Source organism: Pedobacter sp. NEAU-ZC8 (genome assembly GCF_059278965.1).
Genome location: NZ_JCAJXC010000018.1, coordinates 24,806 through 41,433, shown reverse-complemented (window position 1 = coordinate 41,433; position 16,628 = coordinate 24,806). Strand labels below are relative to the sequence as shown.

The 16,628-nt window shown below is 43.6% G+C and carries 9 protein-coding genes and 1 pseudogene; 4 read left to right on the top strand and 6 right to left on the bottom strand.

Annotation, left to right across the window (positions count from 1 at the left end):
- The first annotated feature begins 396 nt into the window (after nt 1-396).
- Nucleotides 397-507 carry a LytTR family transcriptional regulator DNA-binding domain-containing protein gene (locus AC5WJX_RS14310; protein WP_494485092.1) on the top strand — a complete coding sequence of 37 codons (111 nt, stop codon included), beginning with the start codon at nt 397-399 and terminating at the stop codon, nt 505-507.
- Nucleotides 508-747: 240 nt separating this feature from the next.
- On the opposite strand, the gene AC5WJX_RS14305 is transcribed toward AC5WJX_RS14310, so the two are convergent.
- The 4 genes and pseudogenes from AC5WJX_RS14305 to AC5WJX_RS14290 all read right to left on the bottom strand — a co-directional run bounded on the left by AC5WJX_RS14305 (nt 748) and on the right by AC5WJX_RS14290 (nt 3,870).
- Nucleotides 748-1,680, bottom strand: a complete 933-nt coding sequence (locus AC5WJX_RS14305) for a TerC family protein (RefSeq protein WP_494485058.1) — start codon at nt 1,678-1,680, stop codon at nt 748-750.
- Nucleotides 1,681-2,088: 408 nt separating this feature from the next.
- Nucleotides 2,089-2,259: pseudogene (locus AC5WJX_RS14300) on the bottom strand (helix-turn-helix domain-containing protein); the annotation flags it as partial.
- Nucleotides 2,260-2,274: 15 nt separating this feature from the next.
- Complete coding sequence (locus tag AC5WJX_RS14295; protein ID WP_494485057.1) at nt 2,275-2,898, bottom strand: AraC family transcriptional regulator; 624 nt, start codon at nt 2,896-2,898, stop codon at nt 2,275-2,277.
- Nucleotides 2,899-3,870, bottom strand: coding sequence for an aldo/keto reductase (locus AC5WJX_RS14290; protein WP_494485056.1), 972 nt, complete (start codon nt 3,868-3,870; stop codon nt 2,899-2,901).
- 197 nt (nt 3,871-4,067) lie between these two features.
- On the opposite strand from AC5WJX_RS14290, the gene AC5WJX_RS14285 reads away from it, so the two are divergent.
- Genes AC5WJX_RS14285 through AC5WJX_RS14275 form a run of 3 tightly spaced genes read left to right on the top strand, consistent with a single transcriptional unit; the run spans nt 4,068 to nt 11,401 of the window.
- The gene (locus AC5WJX_RS14285) at nt 4,068-7,409 is read left to right on the top strand and encodes a SusC/RagA family TonB-linked outer membrane protein (protein ID WP_494485055.1); all 3,342 of its coding nucleotides are present in this window, start codon (nt 4,068-4,070) and stop codon (nt 7,407-7,409) included.
- An 18-nt stretch (nt 7,410-7,427) separates the two neighbouring features.
- Entirely contained in the window at nt 7,428-8,900 is a 1,473-nt protein-coding gene (locus tag AC5WJX_RS14280; RefSeq protein WP_494485054.1) for a SusD/RagB family nutrient-binding outer membrane lipoprotein, read from the top strand.
- Between the two features lie 11 nt (nt 8,901-8,911).
- Nucleotides 8,912-11,401 carry a phosphocholine-specific phospholipase C gene (locus tag AC5WJX_RS14275; RefSeq protein WP_494485053.1) on the top strand — a complete coding sequence of 830 codons (2,490 nt, stop codon included), beginning with the start codon at nt 8,912-8,914 and terminating at the stop codon, nt 11,399-11,401.
- Nucleotides 11,402-11,462: 61 nt separating this feature from the next.
- Here the strand turns inward: AC5WJX_RS14275 and AC5WJX_RS14270 are convergent, their stop codons facing one another.
- Together AC5WJX_RS14270 and AC5WJX_RS14265 are read right to left on the bottom strand one after the other, a co-directional pair.
- Complete coding sequence (locus AC5WJX_RS14270; RefSeq protein WP_494485052.1) at nt 11,463-13,367, bottom strand: SusD/RagB family nutrient-binding outer membrane lipoprotein; 1,905 nt, start codon at nt 13,365-13,367, stop codon at nt 11,463-11,465.
- Between the two features lie 17 nt (nt 13,368-13,384).
- Nucleotides 13,385-16,504 (bottom strand): SusC/RagA family TonB-linked outer membrane protein, encoded by a 3,120-nt coding sequence (locus AC5WJX_RS14265; RefSeq protein WP_494485051.1) that lies wholly within the window; start codon nt 16,502-16,504, stop codon nt 13,385-13,387.
- Nucleotides 16,505-16,628: the final 124 nt, after the last annotated feature.

Below are 16,628 nucleotides of genomic sequence, written 5' to 3'. Positions count from 1 at the left end.
AGTTCCTGGAACAACAAGATATTAGGATGATGGCAAAGTGCATAGAAATGTATATGCAATGTGCAGCAATCAGCTGAGCATGCGCCTAGTTGATGCGATTAAAAGGCGACGATGCTAAAGTTATTAAATTTATGCTTAACGCTCTCTGCCCTATTTTTGAAAGTGCTCCGGAGATATCGTTAGCTACCTCCTCTGCGGCTTAAACAGAACCATTAACCCGTTAAAATACATTGATTTTGATGGATATCTAAACTGAACGCTACTTTATGCGTGCATATCTGTGTTGATAAGAGAAATCCTCATGAGAAAGCGTTGATTTTTCCTAGCTTTACTATTGAATAGTTAAATTATCTCAATGAAGGAGTTAGAACGATTAAAAGCTGTAAATAGGTTAATATCTGTGAAAAGAATAGAAGTACGCTCACCCGTATGACTTTGAATGAGTTAGAAAAGAAACTACCCGAACAAGACTTTTTGAGAGTTCACAAATCCTATGTGATTGCCTAGCCAAAATTGAGAAAGACCGAATAATGATTGACCGAGTTAAAATTCTTTTGTCAAGACTATACAGGGAAGTTTTACTTAAAGTCTGTACCAAGTAGCTAACGATTAATAACCAGGTTGTTTGTTGAAATCAAACAACCTGGCATACTTGAGATTCCGAGATATGTAAAATTGAATTTGATCAATAAAACCAAAATTTACTGCAATAGAATTTAGCGATTCTCATATGCCGCCGCAGCGTAACTATTTACCACCCGCTGTGTCGGTACCCCTGGTCTTAAGTAGGGATAAGATGATACTGATGGCGATGATAAGCCCTATCGTAATCAAAGAAATGAACGTCGGGATTTTGAATATATCCACCAGGACCATTTTCAACCCCACAAACAGGAGTATAGCGGCCAATCCGGTAGAAAGATATATAAAGCGGTGAACGACGTGCGCAAGGGCGAAATAAAGAGATCGAAGGCCCAGAATAGCAAAAACGTTTGAAGTATAAACAATAAAGTGATCTTGTGTAATGGCCAATATTGCTGGAATACTGTCGACAGCAAAAATCAGGTCCGTAGTCTCAATAACGATCAGTACTAGAAAGAGCGGCGTGGCAGAGCGCTTTCCATTATTCCTGACGAAAAACTTGCCGCCCTCCATATGATTCGTTATTGGCATTACCTTCCGGACATATTTTATCAGCGGGTTATTTTCCGGCTCCATTTGTTTGTCCTTTTCAGTCAACATTTTGTACCCGGTGTATATTAGAAAAATGCCAAAAACATAGATCGTCCAATGAAACTTCTCGATCATTGCCACTCCTGCAAAAATGAAAATGACACGCATGACCAGGGCGCCCAGAATACCCCAGAACAGCACTTTATGCTGGTATATCGATGGCACCTTAAAATAGCCAAATACCAGTACGAAGACAAAAATGTTATCTATACTTAGTGATTTTTCTATAACGTAGCCAGTCAGGAATTCTATTGCTTTAGGTTCACCAAACCAGTAATAAATAAGGCAATTGAAAATCAGTGCAAGGCAGATCCAAACACCTGACCATATTAATGCCTCTTTTACGGACACGACATGCGCCTTCCGGTTAAAAACACCTAAGTCGAGGGCCAACATGAGGAGAACGAAAACATTAAAACCTATCCAAAATGTGATGCTAACTTCCATAATTACAATGTCTATAGTAAAAACAATGCCGTGTTTTTTTGTGCAATATTAAATCGCAAGTTATTAATTTATTACGGCACCTTTCTTCAAATACTTCTGACTTACCCCTTTGAGCAAGTATCTAAATTGCTAAATATGTACTATGATGCCTTAAATGAAAGAGAATTTTCTTTTTGAAGGGTGTTTATTGTAGAACCAGTATATGTTAGGAAGTGTTCTGTGCGACAATCAGTTAGTACGACTCAGATAATCAATCATAGGTTACATCATGATGTCAGGAGAAAAAGAGTATAGTATATTTAATCTGGGATTGGAATATTAACCTACTGAGAGGAGGTTATTCATTCAGGTGATGATTTTCTAATCATACAAGATGAAAGTACGGCGATATTCGCGAAAAAAGGATAACTAGCTCAGCTCAGAAGGCGCCTTACCAAATTTAACTTTGAAGGAATGGGAGAAGTGCGCCAAGCTTTCAAATCCCAGATCTAGATAGATTGCCGAGGGTTTTTGGTGCTTGGTTTCGATAAGATGCCGTGCTACTTTCAGCCGCTTGTCCTGTAGCCAACGCCGTGGCGGTGAACCAAAGGTCTTCTAAAAGTCTCGTTTGAAACTCGCCAGGCTTCGGCCAGTCAGCTGTGCAAATTTCTCGACGGGGATGTTGAAATGAAAATTACTGAGCATGAACTTTTCCAAGTCAATTTTGTAGGGCTCTGAAAAGTCGAATAAGAAGTTACGCAATTCTGGGACAGCATGAAGGAGTAGTTTAACGCCTTCTTTAACTTTCAGGATGCCCATTTCGTCTGTCATTTCAGCGCCCGATTTACGTGCGTAAGGAACAATGGATTGAAAGTACCCCCGCAGGAACTCGTTGGATGGAATCAGCATATTTGGCGGACCGACATACTTCCGGTCCGCTTCAAGTTTTTCTTCTAACACGATCTTGCGCAGGAGTTCCTCCTGCAGGGATATCACAATGGTCTCATAATGTCCGCCAGGGACCGGTGTTTTCCTGAGCGTACCTACCTGGTTTTTCCCGACCAACAGCATGTCTCCGGCCGTCATCGACAGTGTTTGCTCAAAGGTTTCGATGGTAAATTGTCCGGATACCTGTAAGATCAACGTGGGGTCTTTCCAAAAGCATACTTTCTCCCTTCGCTCGGCAGAAAGGTAGGAATAGAAGATTACGCCTGGAAGGATTTCCTGTGGACTGTTCATTTAGCGTTGTAAGTAGGTTCCGCCTAATATAGCACCTGAAGCAAAAGTAGTATTTAGCAAGCTCATTTCTTCCGGTGTAAATACGATTTCCATCGCCTGGATGTTTTCTGGTAAACGTGACCTGCGGCTCATGCTTACTAATGGCATAATCTGATCACCTTGTTCTTTTACCCAGGCAATTGCGAGCTGCGTAGGCGTATAACCTTTATTGATTGCTATTTGCTTTAACACTTCAACCTTTTCCAAATTATGAACCAGGTTCTCTCCTTGAAAGCGGGAGAAATGATTCCGGTAATCGTTTTCTGCAAGTGGTGCTTTCAGCTCGCCGGTTAACAACCCTTCGGCGGTATTCGCAAAAGCAACAATGCCAATCCCTAGTTCTTTTGCCGTCGGCTGTAACTCGCTTTCAATTTGACGCTCGGCTAGTGAATAGCCAATCTCTAATGCGCTTATAGGATGCACTTCATTAGCCCGGCGAAGTTGCTGGGCAGTTATTTCCGACACCCCGATGTAGCGCAGTTTTCCTTCCTTTTTCAGATCAGCGATGGTTCCAATAATGTCTTCTATGGGCACACTGTTATCCATCCGGCTGGGTTGGTAGAGGTCGAGTGTCTCAATCCCCAGACGGGTTAGGGAGTAGTTAATGAAATTCTTAATGGCAACAGGGCGCAGATCCAATCCAATCCACTGCCCGTTGTGAAAGATGGCGCCAAACTTTACGCTGATGAAAGCATCGTCACGCCTTTCTTTGATTGCTTTGCCAATCATCATTTCATTATGACCAGCACCGTAAAAGTCTCCGGTGTTCAAAAAATTGATCCCGTTGTCTAAGGCTTCATGGATGGTTGCGATACTTTCGGCTTCATCAGGCGTAGAACCGCCCCAGATTGAAGACATCCGCATACAGCCCAAACCTAGTTTGGAAACGGAGGGGCCATTCTGGCCCAACTGAATTTTATCTATTGTTTTCATATCATAAAGATCACGATTGCAATAGGGCAGGGGTTTCCTCAGCGGCTCAGAAAATTTGCTTGTACGGCTCAACTTTAATAATGTCAGCTGCAATGCTGGAACGCAAAGCCTTTAAGTTAATACAGACTGTAGGTCTACTTAATATGTCTTGGTTAGTATTGTCGGAAACAGCCAAACCATTTTCAGACATCAAATAAATGAAAAAAAAACTACCATTTATGAATTGCTATGCCATACTTCATGTGGGCATGATCCCAATACTATTACTCACAGGAACAAACTCCGCAAGTTCCCACCCCATGCGGCTAAACGCCTCGATAGTATCATCCAATATGAGGCTGGTGCAGGTTAGCGGAACGGTAAGCGATAAAAACGGCCAACCTATACCAGGTGTTTCTATCCGCGTGAAAGGTGGAACCGGTGGTGCCGTAACAGATGTAAACGGACGTTTTACGCTCAATGTTTCCGATAAGAATGTTGTGCTTCTGGTTAGCTATGTTGGTTATAAAACTGAAGAAGTTTCTTTGAATGGAAGAGAAAATGTGAGGATTACACTTGGAGAAGAGGATAATCAGTTAACTGAAGTTGTCGTTACCGCACTAGGCATTTCTCGTGAAAAGAAATCGCTTGGATATGCTGCTCAGGAGATTAAAGGTGATGAGCTCGACAAAGTACGGGAAACGAACTTTTCCAGCGGACTCGCGGGTAAGATTGCAGGTTTGACTGTAATGGCCAGTCCCTCTGGCGTGGGAGGTTCAGCTCGAGTAACCATCCGGGGAGATAAATCTTTAAACATCAATAACAATCAGCCGCTTTATGTAATTGATGGAATTCCGATCAGTAACGAAAATTATGGATCTTCTGGTAACAGTTACCAGGAAGTTGATTACGGAAATGGGGCTTCGTTGGTGAATCCCGATGATGTGGAGTCTGTTAACGTTTTAAAAGGTGCTAATGCGGCAGCATTATACGGATCGAGGGCTGCGAACGGCGTTATACTGATTACCACCAAGAGTGGTAAAGCCTCCAAAGGTGTAGGCGTTAGTGTAAACTCAGGTTTTAGCATGGAATCTCCTTTGGTCTTACCGAAATTTCAAAAAAAATATGGACAGGGGAATGATGGTGAGTTTGCATTTGTTGACGGACTAGGCTCCGGACTGAGGGACGGTGTGGATGAAAGCTGGGGACCGGCCTTCAACGGGCAGCTTATCCCACAATTTGATTCGCCTACTACTAATGGCTTTCGAGGTGGCGATATTTATTTGATCAATGATGGAACACCAGGATCTGCAGCAAACATGGCGGCTCGTGGTGAGATTATTCCTACAACCTGGACCAATAAATTCGACCTGCGGGATTTTTATGAAACTGGCATTACCTTGAATAATAATATAGCGCTAACTGGGGCAAATGATAAAGGAAACTTTAGACTTTCTTACACGAATTTATATCAAACTGGGATAGTACCCAACACGGATCTGAAGCGCAATACCATTGCATTGAATTCTGATTACAAACTGACACCGAAACTTAGTGTAAAGGCTGGTGTGAATTACATTCTGAACGATAGTGACAATAGGCCGAGCATTAGTTATGGTACGGAGAACATCATCTATTTGCTTAATAACTGGATGGGCCAGCAGGTAGACCTAAAATCCCTTAAGAACTACTGGATGAGTGGCATGGAGAACAGACAGCAGTATAATTATAATTACAATTATCACGATAATCCTTATTTCAACCTTAATGAGAATACGAATTCTCAGCATTCACACCGGGTAATTGGAAATGTAGCACTGAAATACGATGTAACTGGATGGTTGAATTTGCTACTTCGTGCAGGAACCGACTATGGAAATGAACTCCGGGAGCGGCAGCGGGCTTTTAGTACACAGCGATACCCAAGAGGTGCCTACCGTGAAGAGCGCATCGAGAATGTCGAAACCAATCTTGATTTTCTCATTAGTACAAATCACAAATTAACCGAAAACTTTCGACTATCATTAAATGCCGGTGGAAACATGCGTATTAACGATAATGATCAGATTTCCACTTTCACCACAGAGTTGCTTACCCCAGGTATTTACAACCTGAACAATTCTTCGATTCCGCTGGTAACCGAGATTTTTAATCCAAGAAAGAAAGTAAACAGTCTTTATGGTTTTGGTCAGATTGCTTTTCGTGATTATCTCTATCTCGATATAACTGCCCGAAATGACTGGTCCAGTGCGCTTACTTTACCAGTAAATAATGCAACACTTGGGATCACTGACAATTCTTATTTCTATCCTTCGGCCTCATTGAGTGCTCTTGTTAGTGAGATGTTTACTTTGCCAGCATGGATAAACTTTGCAAAGGTGCGTCTTAGTGCAGCCAAAGGTGGAAATGACACCAGTCCTTATGCTTTTACACAAGCTTATAATAAGCAGAACCCAATTGCTGGAAATCCGGTATTCAGTACTTCCGGAGTGCTGCGCAATTACAACATAAAGCCCGAAATCAGCACCTCACTGGAAGGTGGTTTGGAATGGAAATTCCTAAACAACAGACTGGGTTTTGACTTCAGTTATTATCACATGGTAACTAAGAACCAGATTCTAAATAACGTGCCTGTTTCTATTGCAAGTGGTTGGGATACTCAAATCCTTAATGCCGGAGAAATCAGGAACTCCGGAGTGGAGCTGTCGGTTAATTCAACACCAGTAAAAAGCAACTTCCGCTGGGACCTGGATTTAAATTTTTCTAAGAATAATAGTGAAGTGGTTAAGCTTACAGACGATATCAATGTTTATCAAATGGCAAGTAAAGATGCTATATCTATTGAGGCACGCGTTGGGAACCGCATGGGTGATATGTACGGACTTGTCTACAAAAGGGTGAGCGATCCCTCCAGTCCTTACTTTGGACAGGTTATCAATAATGAAAATGGACGGCCACTTGCTTCTGACACTCGTGAACGCCTGGGGAATTACAATCCGGACTGGCTTGCTGGAGTTCGTAACACTTTTACGTATAAGGGCGTAAATCTTAGCGTGCTGTTCGACTTCAGGCATGGCGGAAAAGTTTATTCGCTTACACAGGTTGTAGGCAGAGAGGCCGGTCAGCTTGAGGAAACGCTTTATGGACGTGAAAACGGCTATGATCTATCCTTGCCGGGAAATGGTGTGATAAGTGCCGGGGTGATTCAAAATGCTGATGGCAGCTTCCGCCCGAATGATGTCGTATTAACAGCAAGAGCATGGAATTCCGCATTCACAAATGGCAGATCAATAGCGGAGCCAGCGGTGTTTGATGCCTCATTTATTAAATTGCGAGAGCTTGCGCTCGGATACAACATCCCTTCAGCTTTCTTAAAAAAGTACAAGATTTCCAACATGGCCATTTCTTTGGTTGGCAGAAATCTTTGGCTACACACCAAAGTGCCGCATGTTGATCCTGAACAAATTGCAATGGATGGGGGTACGTACATTCCAGGTGTCGAATCGGCATCCATTCCGACCACACGGTCCATCGGTATGAACCTTAGATTTAATTTTTAAGTCTCCAATTACATTAACATGAAAAACAACATACTTAAATCTGTACTTAGTGCAGCAATCTGCCTTGCCCTTCTCGGAAGCTGTAGCAAGGACTTTGAAAATATCAATCAGGATCCAAATGCAATTACCACCATCACCCCAGATCTTCTATTACCTTCTATCATCCGGTCGTCAATAAATACCCAATTGGGTGAAGCCTGGGGAATAGGGACGTTAGTAGTACAGCAAACAGCGAAATATCAGTTTGTAGATGATGATCGATACTTATGGGATGATAAGGATAATGTATGGAACGCCTACTATACTTACCTCAGGGATGTTAAGAAGCTCTCTGAACTCGCTGTTTCGTCTGGGCAACCTGCGTATAATGGTGTTGCACTGATCCTGAAGTCATGGATGTTTTCAGTGCTGACCGATACTTACGGAGATGTGCCCTATACTGAAGCAACCTCGGCTGACGTGGAAATCTTTAAGCCTAAGTATGATTCGCAAGAAGAGATCTATACAGGCATATTGAAAGACTTAGAAGAAGCGAATACCGTTTTATCAACTGCGACATCAACCATCAAAGGAGATTTAATTTATCAAGGAGACCTTGTGAAATGGAGAAAGCTTGCGAACAGCCTACGCGTAAGATACCTGATGAGAATGTCGGCGAAAAAGGACGTTACAGCAGCTTTGCAGGCAGTCATATCGAATCCTGCGCAAAACCCGGTATTTGTAAGCACAGCCGATGACGCTGATTACAGCTACTATGCTGAAGCCCCCAATCAATTTCCGAACTATACCAACCGTATAGGAGGCTTCGATGAATACCGTTTAAGTAAAACCTTTGGTGACGTTCTACAAAGTTTTAATGATCCACGTTTGGCCATATTTGCCCGGCCCACATCTGCATCAGTAACTGCAGGTAAGCCGCAGTATGTAGGTATGCCAAATGGATTGAATGACACGGAAGCACTGAATTACAATGGTGGATCCAACAACATCAGCCGCATTGGCAGCTTCTATTACGAAAATGCCATTAGTCCAGCAGGTCTTCAAGTTGCAAAGGGGTACATTATGAGCTTTCATGAACTACAGTTCTTGCTTGCAGAGGCACGTCTTAAAAACCTGATTTCGGTGGGAAGCTCTGCTCAGACCTATTACGACGGCGGAATTCAGGCTGCTTTTGCTTATCTTGCTGTAACGATGCCAGCAGATTATCTATCCCGGCCAGGTGTTCGCTTCGCGGAAGCGGATGGCATGAACCAGATCATGACTCAAAAATGGATCTCTCTGTTTTATACGGGTCTTGAAAACTGGTTCGAGTGGCGACGAACAGGTTTTCCAGTATTGAAAGCCGGACCTGATAATCAAAATGGTGGAAGAATTCCAAGGCGGTTAAAATATCCTTTGAACGAGCAGCTACAAAATCCACAATCTCTGCAAGACGCCGTCAACAGACAAGGTGCGGACAACATCAATACGCGTGTTTGGTGGGACAAATAAGATAATGATTCATGAACGATAGCAGAAGAGCATTCCTTAAAAAAGCAAGTTTACTTAGTGGCGCAGCAGGCCTGTTCAGCGTTTTCCCGGAAGCAATTCAGCGAGCGCTGGCCATTGATGCTCAAGCGGGCAGTACCTATATGGATGCGGAACATGTGGTCTTTCTGATGCAGGAGAACCGGTCTTTCGACCATTGTTTCGGTACTCTAAAAGGCGTGCGCGGGTTTAATGACCCAAGAGCGATGAAGCTGGTCAACAACAATCCGGTTTGGCTGCAAAGTAATGCTGCGGGAAAAACATACGCACCTTTCCGGCTCAACTTAAAAGATACGAGATCGACCTGGATGAGTTCACTACCACACTCCTGGGAAAATCAGGTGGATGCCCTAAACGCTGGTAAAAATGACAATTGGCTTGACGCAAAGAAATCCGGGAACAGGGATTTTGCGGATATGCCGCTAACCATGGGCTACTATAACCGTGAAGATCTGCCCTTTTACTACGCATTGGCGGATGCATTTACCGTCTGCGATCAGCATTTCTGTTCTTCGCTTACCGGTACCAGTCCCAACCGATTGTTCTTCTGGAGCGGCACCATTCGCGCGGAGCAGGATGAACAATCGAAAGCCCATGTCTGGAACGACGAGATCGACCATAAAGATATCCATTGGACCACCTTCCCGGAGCGGCTGGAAGAACTTGGTGTCTCCTGGAAGACCTACCAGAACGAGCTGAGCATTCCGGTAGGCTTCGAAGGGGAGGAGGCCGACTGGTTAGCCAACTTCACCGATAATGATCTGGAATTTTTTAAGCAGTTCAATGTTCGGCTGCATCCACAGCATCTGGCATTTCTGGAGCAACAGGCTAACACCCTTCCGCAAGAGATTGAAAAGCTGAAAAGCCAGCTTAAGCAAAATGCGCAGGATGAGAAAGCAGCAGCGCTGCTGAAGAAGAAAGAAGCCAGCCTGGTTAAGGTTTTAGCGGACCGGAAGATCTGGACACAGGCGCGTTATAATGGATTATCTGCCAGGGAGAAAAGCATTCATCAAAAGGCTTTTGTAACCAATGTGAATGATCCGGATTACCACAAGCTGGTGGATATGCCTTACGAGGAAGATGGTGTTGCACGCAACATGAAGATTCCGAAAGGGGATGTGCTTTACCAGTTTCGTAAGGATGTTGCGGAAGGGAACTTGCCAACGGTGTCCTGGTTGGTGCCGCCTTGCAACTTCTCGGATCATCCTGGTGCACCCTGGTATGGCGCCTGGTACATTTCTGAGGTGCTGGATATCCTCACCAAAAACGAAGAGGTTTTTAAAAAGACGATCTTCATTTTAACCTATGATGAAAATGATGGCTACTTTGATCATGTGCCGCCGTTCCTGCCACCACATACCGGGAAGCCTGAAACGGGCAAAGCTTCTGAAGGTATGGATACCCGCGTAGAGTTTGTTTCTATGGTGCAGGAGCAGCAGCGGGGCTTCAAGGAAAAGCGCGAAAGTGCTATTGGACTTGGATTTCGGGTACCAATGCTGGTGGTGTCACCATGGACCAAGGGCGGATATGTGAACTCCCAGGTTTTTGATCATACCTCCAACCTGCAGTTTCTGGAACATTTCTTATCTGCCAAAACGGGTAAGCAGGTGGAACAGCCGCAGATCAGCGACTGGCGCCGGACAGTATGCGGGGACCTGAGTTCTGTTTTCCGCGTTGCGGATGATAAGCCCTCTGCAATGCCGGCAGCGCTGAAGAAAGAGGCTTTCATTCAAAGTATCCATAATGCAAAGTTCAAAGCACTGCCTTCCGGGTTCAACACTCAACATGTGCCGATGCAGGAAAAAGGGATACGCCCTTCGAATGCATTGCCTTATCAACTGGAGGTAAATGCCCGCTATAACCAACTGAACAAAACGCTGGAACTTACATTCGCATCTATAAATGAGGTTTTCGGCAGGCAGACTGCCGGTGCGGCATTCATCGTCTATTTCCCGGGGAATACAAGTAGCCCATCTGACGAAGGCAAACAGCGCTGGTCAAAGATGAACAACAGGCATTATGCCGTAAAAGCCGGGGACCGGGTCATTGACGAGTACCCGTTATCAATGTTTGAAAAGGAGCAGTACCATGTGGAAGTGTATGGGCCCAATGGATTTTACCGGGTTTTCAAAGGCGGACACAACAGTCCTCAACTGGAAGTAGCCTGCGAAAGTCAGCTGGACAGGCTTGACCCGAAAAAACTATCCGGCAATGTGGTGTTGAAGATCCATGGAAAGCTCAATGCCGCGATCACCATTACGGATCATGCCTATAAGCAGCCAGGAAAGAAGATGAATTTAAAAGGTGGTAGTGCTTCAACCGTGCTGGACCTGAGCAAGAGCCATCGTTGGTATGATTTCAGTATAGCTGTTGAAGGTTTTCCGGATTACCAGCAGCGATTTGCTGGTCGGATAGAAACCGGTGCAGCTGGCTTTAGTGACCCATTAATGGGTGGAATAGTATAAATGAAAAGGTATAAAAAAAGGGATGCTTTTGGCATCCCTTTTTATTATCAGATTAAGCTGATTATTTCTTCGCCCACCATAACGGTGTTAAAACTTCATCCTTGCCGCCAAGATCAGACAGTGCTTGTCCGTAACCGGCAGCATTGGTGTTCTTTAGGTTAGATGGATATCTAAGTCGCTGCGGGAAGAATTGTACTTTACTGGTCATGTAAGTCGCATCTGTGAGCGCTGGCAATGTTTGAATTGGAATTTCAATCGCTGGATTTTCAAAGAAAGGTAAACCTGTTCTTCTATGATCACTCCAGGTTTCCAGGGGTAACCACGGCGTTTGTGCGATGAATTTTTGTGTAATAATCTTGGTTAAATGGTCGTTATTTACGGTTCCGTTTTTATAAAGATCATTTTTAGGGTAAGCTACAGTGGCAGATCCTTTGGTACCCGTAAATCCGTCTTCAAACTCCATTATGCGGCTTGTAGGTTCTGTGGTATGGTTCCATGCAACAGAAGTACCCACACGGTTATAGCTTTCTGAAGTCAGGTAAGAACCAACTTGGGTACCATTGTGCTCGAAGCTTTTCTGAATAGCCGTTTCATAAGCTGCCTGTCCGCTCATTGGTGTGTTCCAGCCACGAACTGCGGCTTCAGCGATCAGAAAGTAAGTTTCCCAAGGACCAAAGAATACACGCTTGTTGGTGCTGGTACGGAACTGCATGTTGATACGAGGCATTGCTCCGGCGAAATTATAAACCAAGTTCATACCTGTTTTAGTGCCCCAAGCACCATTAATCCTCGCGTTCCAGCTATACTTTGCGTCGATGGATTTAATATCCTCTCCAGCTGCATTTCTAAGGGGTCTGACTGTGATGAGGTCGTTCGCATTCTGATCTGGAAAATTAGGGTTCTCCACGTCTCCTGGAATACTAAATAGCACGTATGCACGTGGATCCATGATTTCTGGTAGTCCATTAAACCAGTAACCTGCGCCTGGCGCATTGGTTTTAGTTGCGAAGTGATTCGGGTAGCTTTGTCCAAGCCAGTTTGCCGGCTTGATAAAAGGCTGGAATTTAGCATCAAGTAGATCTGCACTTTTAATTCCACCCAATCCAATCATCAGGTTGTTGATGGTTGCCGAGATAGGCTGTGCATTCCAAGAACGACTCATTACACCGGTTAGATCACTCCAGCCATCCTTTTCCTGAACCTGGAAAGTCTCATTCATGTTGGTGATGAAATCATTGGTAGCACCTGCAGTTGCCATTACAGCTTCAAATTCAGACTGTGCTTTTGCTGGGTCTACCTCAGATAAGCGCATGGCTAAACGCATGCGAAGCGAGTTCGCATATTTACGCCATTTTGCATAGTCATAACCATATGCAGGATCTTGCTTGTCTAAACCTGATGGATTTTTAACCGCGAGGTCAAGTTTCTGGCTTGCATCTGCAAGTTCTTCAAGGATGTGGTAGTAAACAGTTTTAACATCATTAAACTCAGGGTTGGTACCATTAAATGCATTCACTGGGATTGGACCAAAGTTGTCAGACATTTCGCTCATTAGATAAGCTCTCCAGATACGTGCAACCTGTATCAGGTTAGGTATATGTGGCTTTGCTAGTCCTGCTGCGGTTTGCTTTTCTGCCAACTGAATACCAGTGTTCGCTGAATTTAACCAGTTTGAAATCTGGTCGTAATAAGCGCCTGTCCACTGGTCATTGTAGTTACCTACAGTAATTGTACCACCTTCCGACATCTGACGACCTGCTGCTTTCCAGTATAATACAAAGGAGCGTTCTGCTACGTCAGGGTTCATTTGGGCTCCAATGATGGAGCCATTGATAAAGTATTCTACCTGTGCCTGCTCATCATTCGCCGCAACAGGATTTACATTGATGTCTTCAAATTTCTTGCATGATGCCAGCACCAGGGTTGCTGCAACAAGCATACATGATTTTTTTATGATTTGTTTCATGATCTCTAGTGGATAGATTAGAATCCTAATGTTAAATTAAAGGAGAATGAACGGCTTGTTGGTGCAGCACCATTTTCAAATCCAGTTGCATTGGTGTTGGTTGCAAATACGGACTCTGGATCCAATCCATTCATGTGGCTGGTTATTAACCAAACGTTGTTACAGGAAACACCCAGTTTTGCACGCTGAATAAATGTTTTTTCCAGCATTTTAGGCGAAAAGTTGTAAGCAAGGTTGATGTTTCTGATGCGGATATTAGAAGCGTCATATAAGTTTGCTTCGGTGATACCCAAGTTACCTACACCTGCTACTGCAGCCCAGTATTGTTGTGGCGTAACAGCCTTTGTGTTTTGCTCGAACTGGTTGGTAGTTGTGTTTAAAATCGCACCTGATGTTACGATATTGTCACGCATTCCGTTTACAACGGTTTTGTCAGAAGTACCATTACGTTGCATTTGCGCTAAGGTAGAAGAGAAGATCTTACCACCGAAACGACCATCGATTAAGAACGACAAGTTAAAGCCTTTGTAAGAGAAAGTATTTGTGATACCAAGCAATGCATCAGCTTGTTGGTTACCCAATCGCACGTTCTGATCTCCAACCTGCGGTAATCCATTCGCATCAAGTAAAAGCTGCCCGTAAAATGGACTTGCATTATCTTCAACTCTTCTGAATGTACTTCCATAGATTTCACCATACTTAGCACCAGCTTTTGCAAACACTCCAACGTCATCAAAGCCTCCTAAACGGTAAAGTTCAATATCGTCTTTGATCGACACAACGGTGTTCTTATTACGGGAAAAGTTAACGCCCATGTTCCAGTTTAGGCCATTTTCACTTTCTAGTATGCGTCCATCAAGGGTGATTTCAATACCCGTATTCTGGATGTCACCGCTATTTATTTTCATAAACCTGTAACCACTAAGCGGATCCAATGGTAAGTTCAGCAACTGGTTAGTTGCATTAGATTTATAGATGGAGAAGTCTAAACCTAAGCGGCTTTTGAACAAACGTAATTCCGCACCAGCCTCGTAAGATTTGATCAACTCATTTTTCACGTAAGGATCAAAAAGGATCTCATTCCTTGAACCGGTCGTATTTCCATTTGGATCCTTACCAATGTTGTAAGTGTTATACAACTGGTATGGCGGCAAGTCGTTACCTACGGAAGCTGCAGAACCTCTAATTTTCGCATAAGTAATCCATTCAGGAACCGTTGTACCTAATTTGGACAACATCTCTGTAACAACAAGGGATAGGTTAAGTGATGGATAAAAGAAAGAGCGGTTATCTGGGTGTAAAGTAGAGGTCCAGTCGTTACGGAATGTTCCATCTAAGAACAAATAACCATCCCAGTTTACACCTAAAGTTCCATACAGGGAATTAATGCGTTTCTCATTGTAAAGTTGCTCAACCGTAGGGTTGTTGATACCATTGTTCAATGAGAACAGGTTTGGTACATTCAGTTGTCCTGAATTGCCATTTAATGCACTGTTTTTTTGTGACATCAAGTTACCACCAATAGTAAAGTTACCACCTAGGCGATCAATCAAATTATCTTTTTGTCCGGATAGCAAGAAGCTGAAGTTGGTTTCAGTAAAGGTTTGTTTGCCTAAGCTGTACAAACCACCGGCGTTTGAAGGGCTGCCTCCATATAATTTACCTTCTGTAGTTGTGCTGAACTTATCTGCACCTGCTTTAATTTCCGCATTTAACCAGCTATTTACCTGATATTTCAATGATCCATTTAATAAATAACGATCACGGACATCCTGGTTCAAGTTGTAATCTTTTGCCCAGTATGGGTTAAGTGCTGGTCCTGTATTGTACCAGATCATCTGTTTCGTAACTGGATCAACCGCGGGATTTAACTGACGGATGTCCAATGATCTTGGGAACTGATACAGGGTTGCGAAAACGTTGTTCGGGTTTGCACCGCTGGCAGGTCTGTTTTGCGCATCTGAGTTGCTGTACTGCACTTTAGTGTCTACAGTCCATTTGTCGTCTTCACCGAACTTGCTGATTGCTCTTGCAAGTAAATTGGTACGCTGCAATTTAGCACCTGGAATCATACTTCTGTCATCTAAACGGTTGAATGAAGTATAAACAGACGTTGATTTATATTGCTGTTGAAGCGATACACTTTGGTTAGAGCTGAAACCCTGATCGGCATAGTTGCCAAGGTTATCATGCGCACTTAGAACTTCCTGCTCACCTCTCCAGTTGGTAACGGTCTGACCAGTGATTTTTGGTCCCCAACTTGTACTCAACATTGGATCGAATCCATTCTGATCTCCTTGAGCATAGTCATTTTGCATTTTTGGACGGGTGAAGATATCTTCAATTCCGAAAGTAGAAGAAACCGCAATACCCAGGCCTTTTTGAATACGGCCACTTTTGGTCGTAATTAAGATAACACCATTACCTGCTCTTGAACCATATAATGCAGATGCAGATGGGCCTTTAAGCACAGATACACTTTCGATATCTTCAGAGTTAATGTCCGAAAGTCCGTTACCGTAGTCAATCGAAGGATTGTAGTAATCGTTGTTTGTTGCACCAGTGAAGTTGTTTACCGGTACACCGTCAATCACAATAAGTGGCTGGTTGTCTCCGGTTAGGGAGTTGTTACCCCTCAAGGTGATTTTAGATGATCCTGCAGGGCCATTGCTTGAACGGGTTACCTGTAAACCGGATACTTTTCCGGATAAGGTGTTCACCACGTTTGGCTCACGTGCTTCTACAAGCGACTCACCTTTTACTTCTTGTACGGCGTAACCAAGAGATTTTTTCTCTCTCTGGATACCCAAAGCCGTAACAACAACTTCATTGAGGTTGTTACTTTCGTCTGCAAGGACCACATTGATGGTGTTTGAGGTGCCTACAGTTACTTCCTGGGTTTGAAAGCCAATGTAGCGGAAAATTAAAACGCTGCCTTGTGCGGCGGCGATTCTAAACTTTCCTTCAGCATCGGAGCTCACACCTTGGGTGCTGCCTTTTACTAAGATGCTGACAGCAGGAATAGCTTCTCCCTTGGCGTCCTTTACCGTACCCGTAACGGTATTTTGTGCGTAAGCGGCTATCGTGAACAAAGTCAGCAATAACATACTTAAGCATCGGGCATAGATTTGTTTCATAGTCTAAGTACTAAGGATTAATAAATTGGTGTTTACTGTTTAATTGTTTTGTGAATTGTTTCTGGTTTGTTTTAGTTGTTAATTGTGGCTGTGTTAATGAGGGGTTTTATGGTGAATGTTGTTG

Coding starts and splice junctions, on each gene's coding strand:
- AC5WJX_RS14305 (WP_494485058.1), bottom strand. CDS start 1,680: ATGGAAGTTAGCATCACATTTTGGATAGGTTTTAATGTTTTCGTTCTC.
- AC5WJX_RS14295 (WP_494485057.1), bottom strand. CDS start 2,898: ATGAACAGTCCACAGGAAATCCTTCCAGGCGTAATCTTCTATTCCTAC.
- AC5WJX_RS14290 (WP_494485056.1), bottom strand. CDS start 3,870: ATGAAAACAATAGATAAAATTCAGTTGGGCCAGAATGGCCCCTCCGTT.
- AC5WJX_RS14285 (WP_494485055.1), top strand. CDS start 4,068: ATGAAAAAAAAACTACCATTTATGAATTGCTATGCCATACTTCATGTG.
- AC5WJX_RS14280 (WP_494485054.1), top strand. CDS start 7,428: ATGAAAAACAACATACTTAAATCTGTACTTAGTGCAGCAATCTGCCTT.
- AC5WJX_RS14275 (WP_494485053.1), top strand. CDS start 8,912: ATGAACGATAGCAGAAGAGCATTCCTTAAAAAAGCAAGTTTACTTAGT.
- AC5WJX_RS14270 (WP_494485052.1), bottom strand. CDS start 13,367: ATGAAACAAATCATAAAAAAATCATGTATGCTTGTTGCAGCAACCCTG.
- AC5WJX_RS14265 (WP_494485051.1), bottom strand. CDS start 16,504: ATGAAACAAATCTATGCCCGATGCTTAAGTATGTTATTGCTGACTTTG.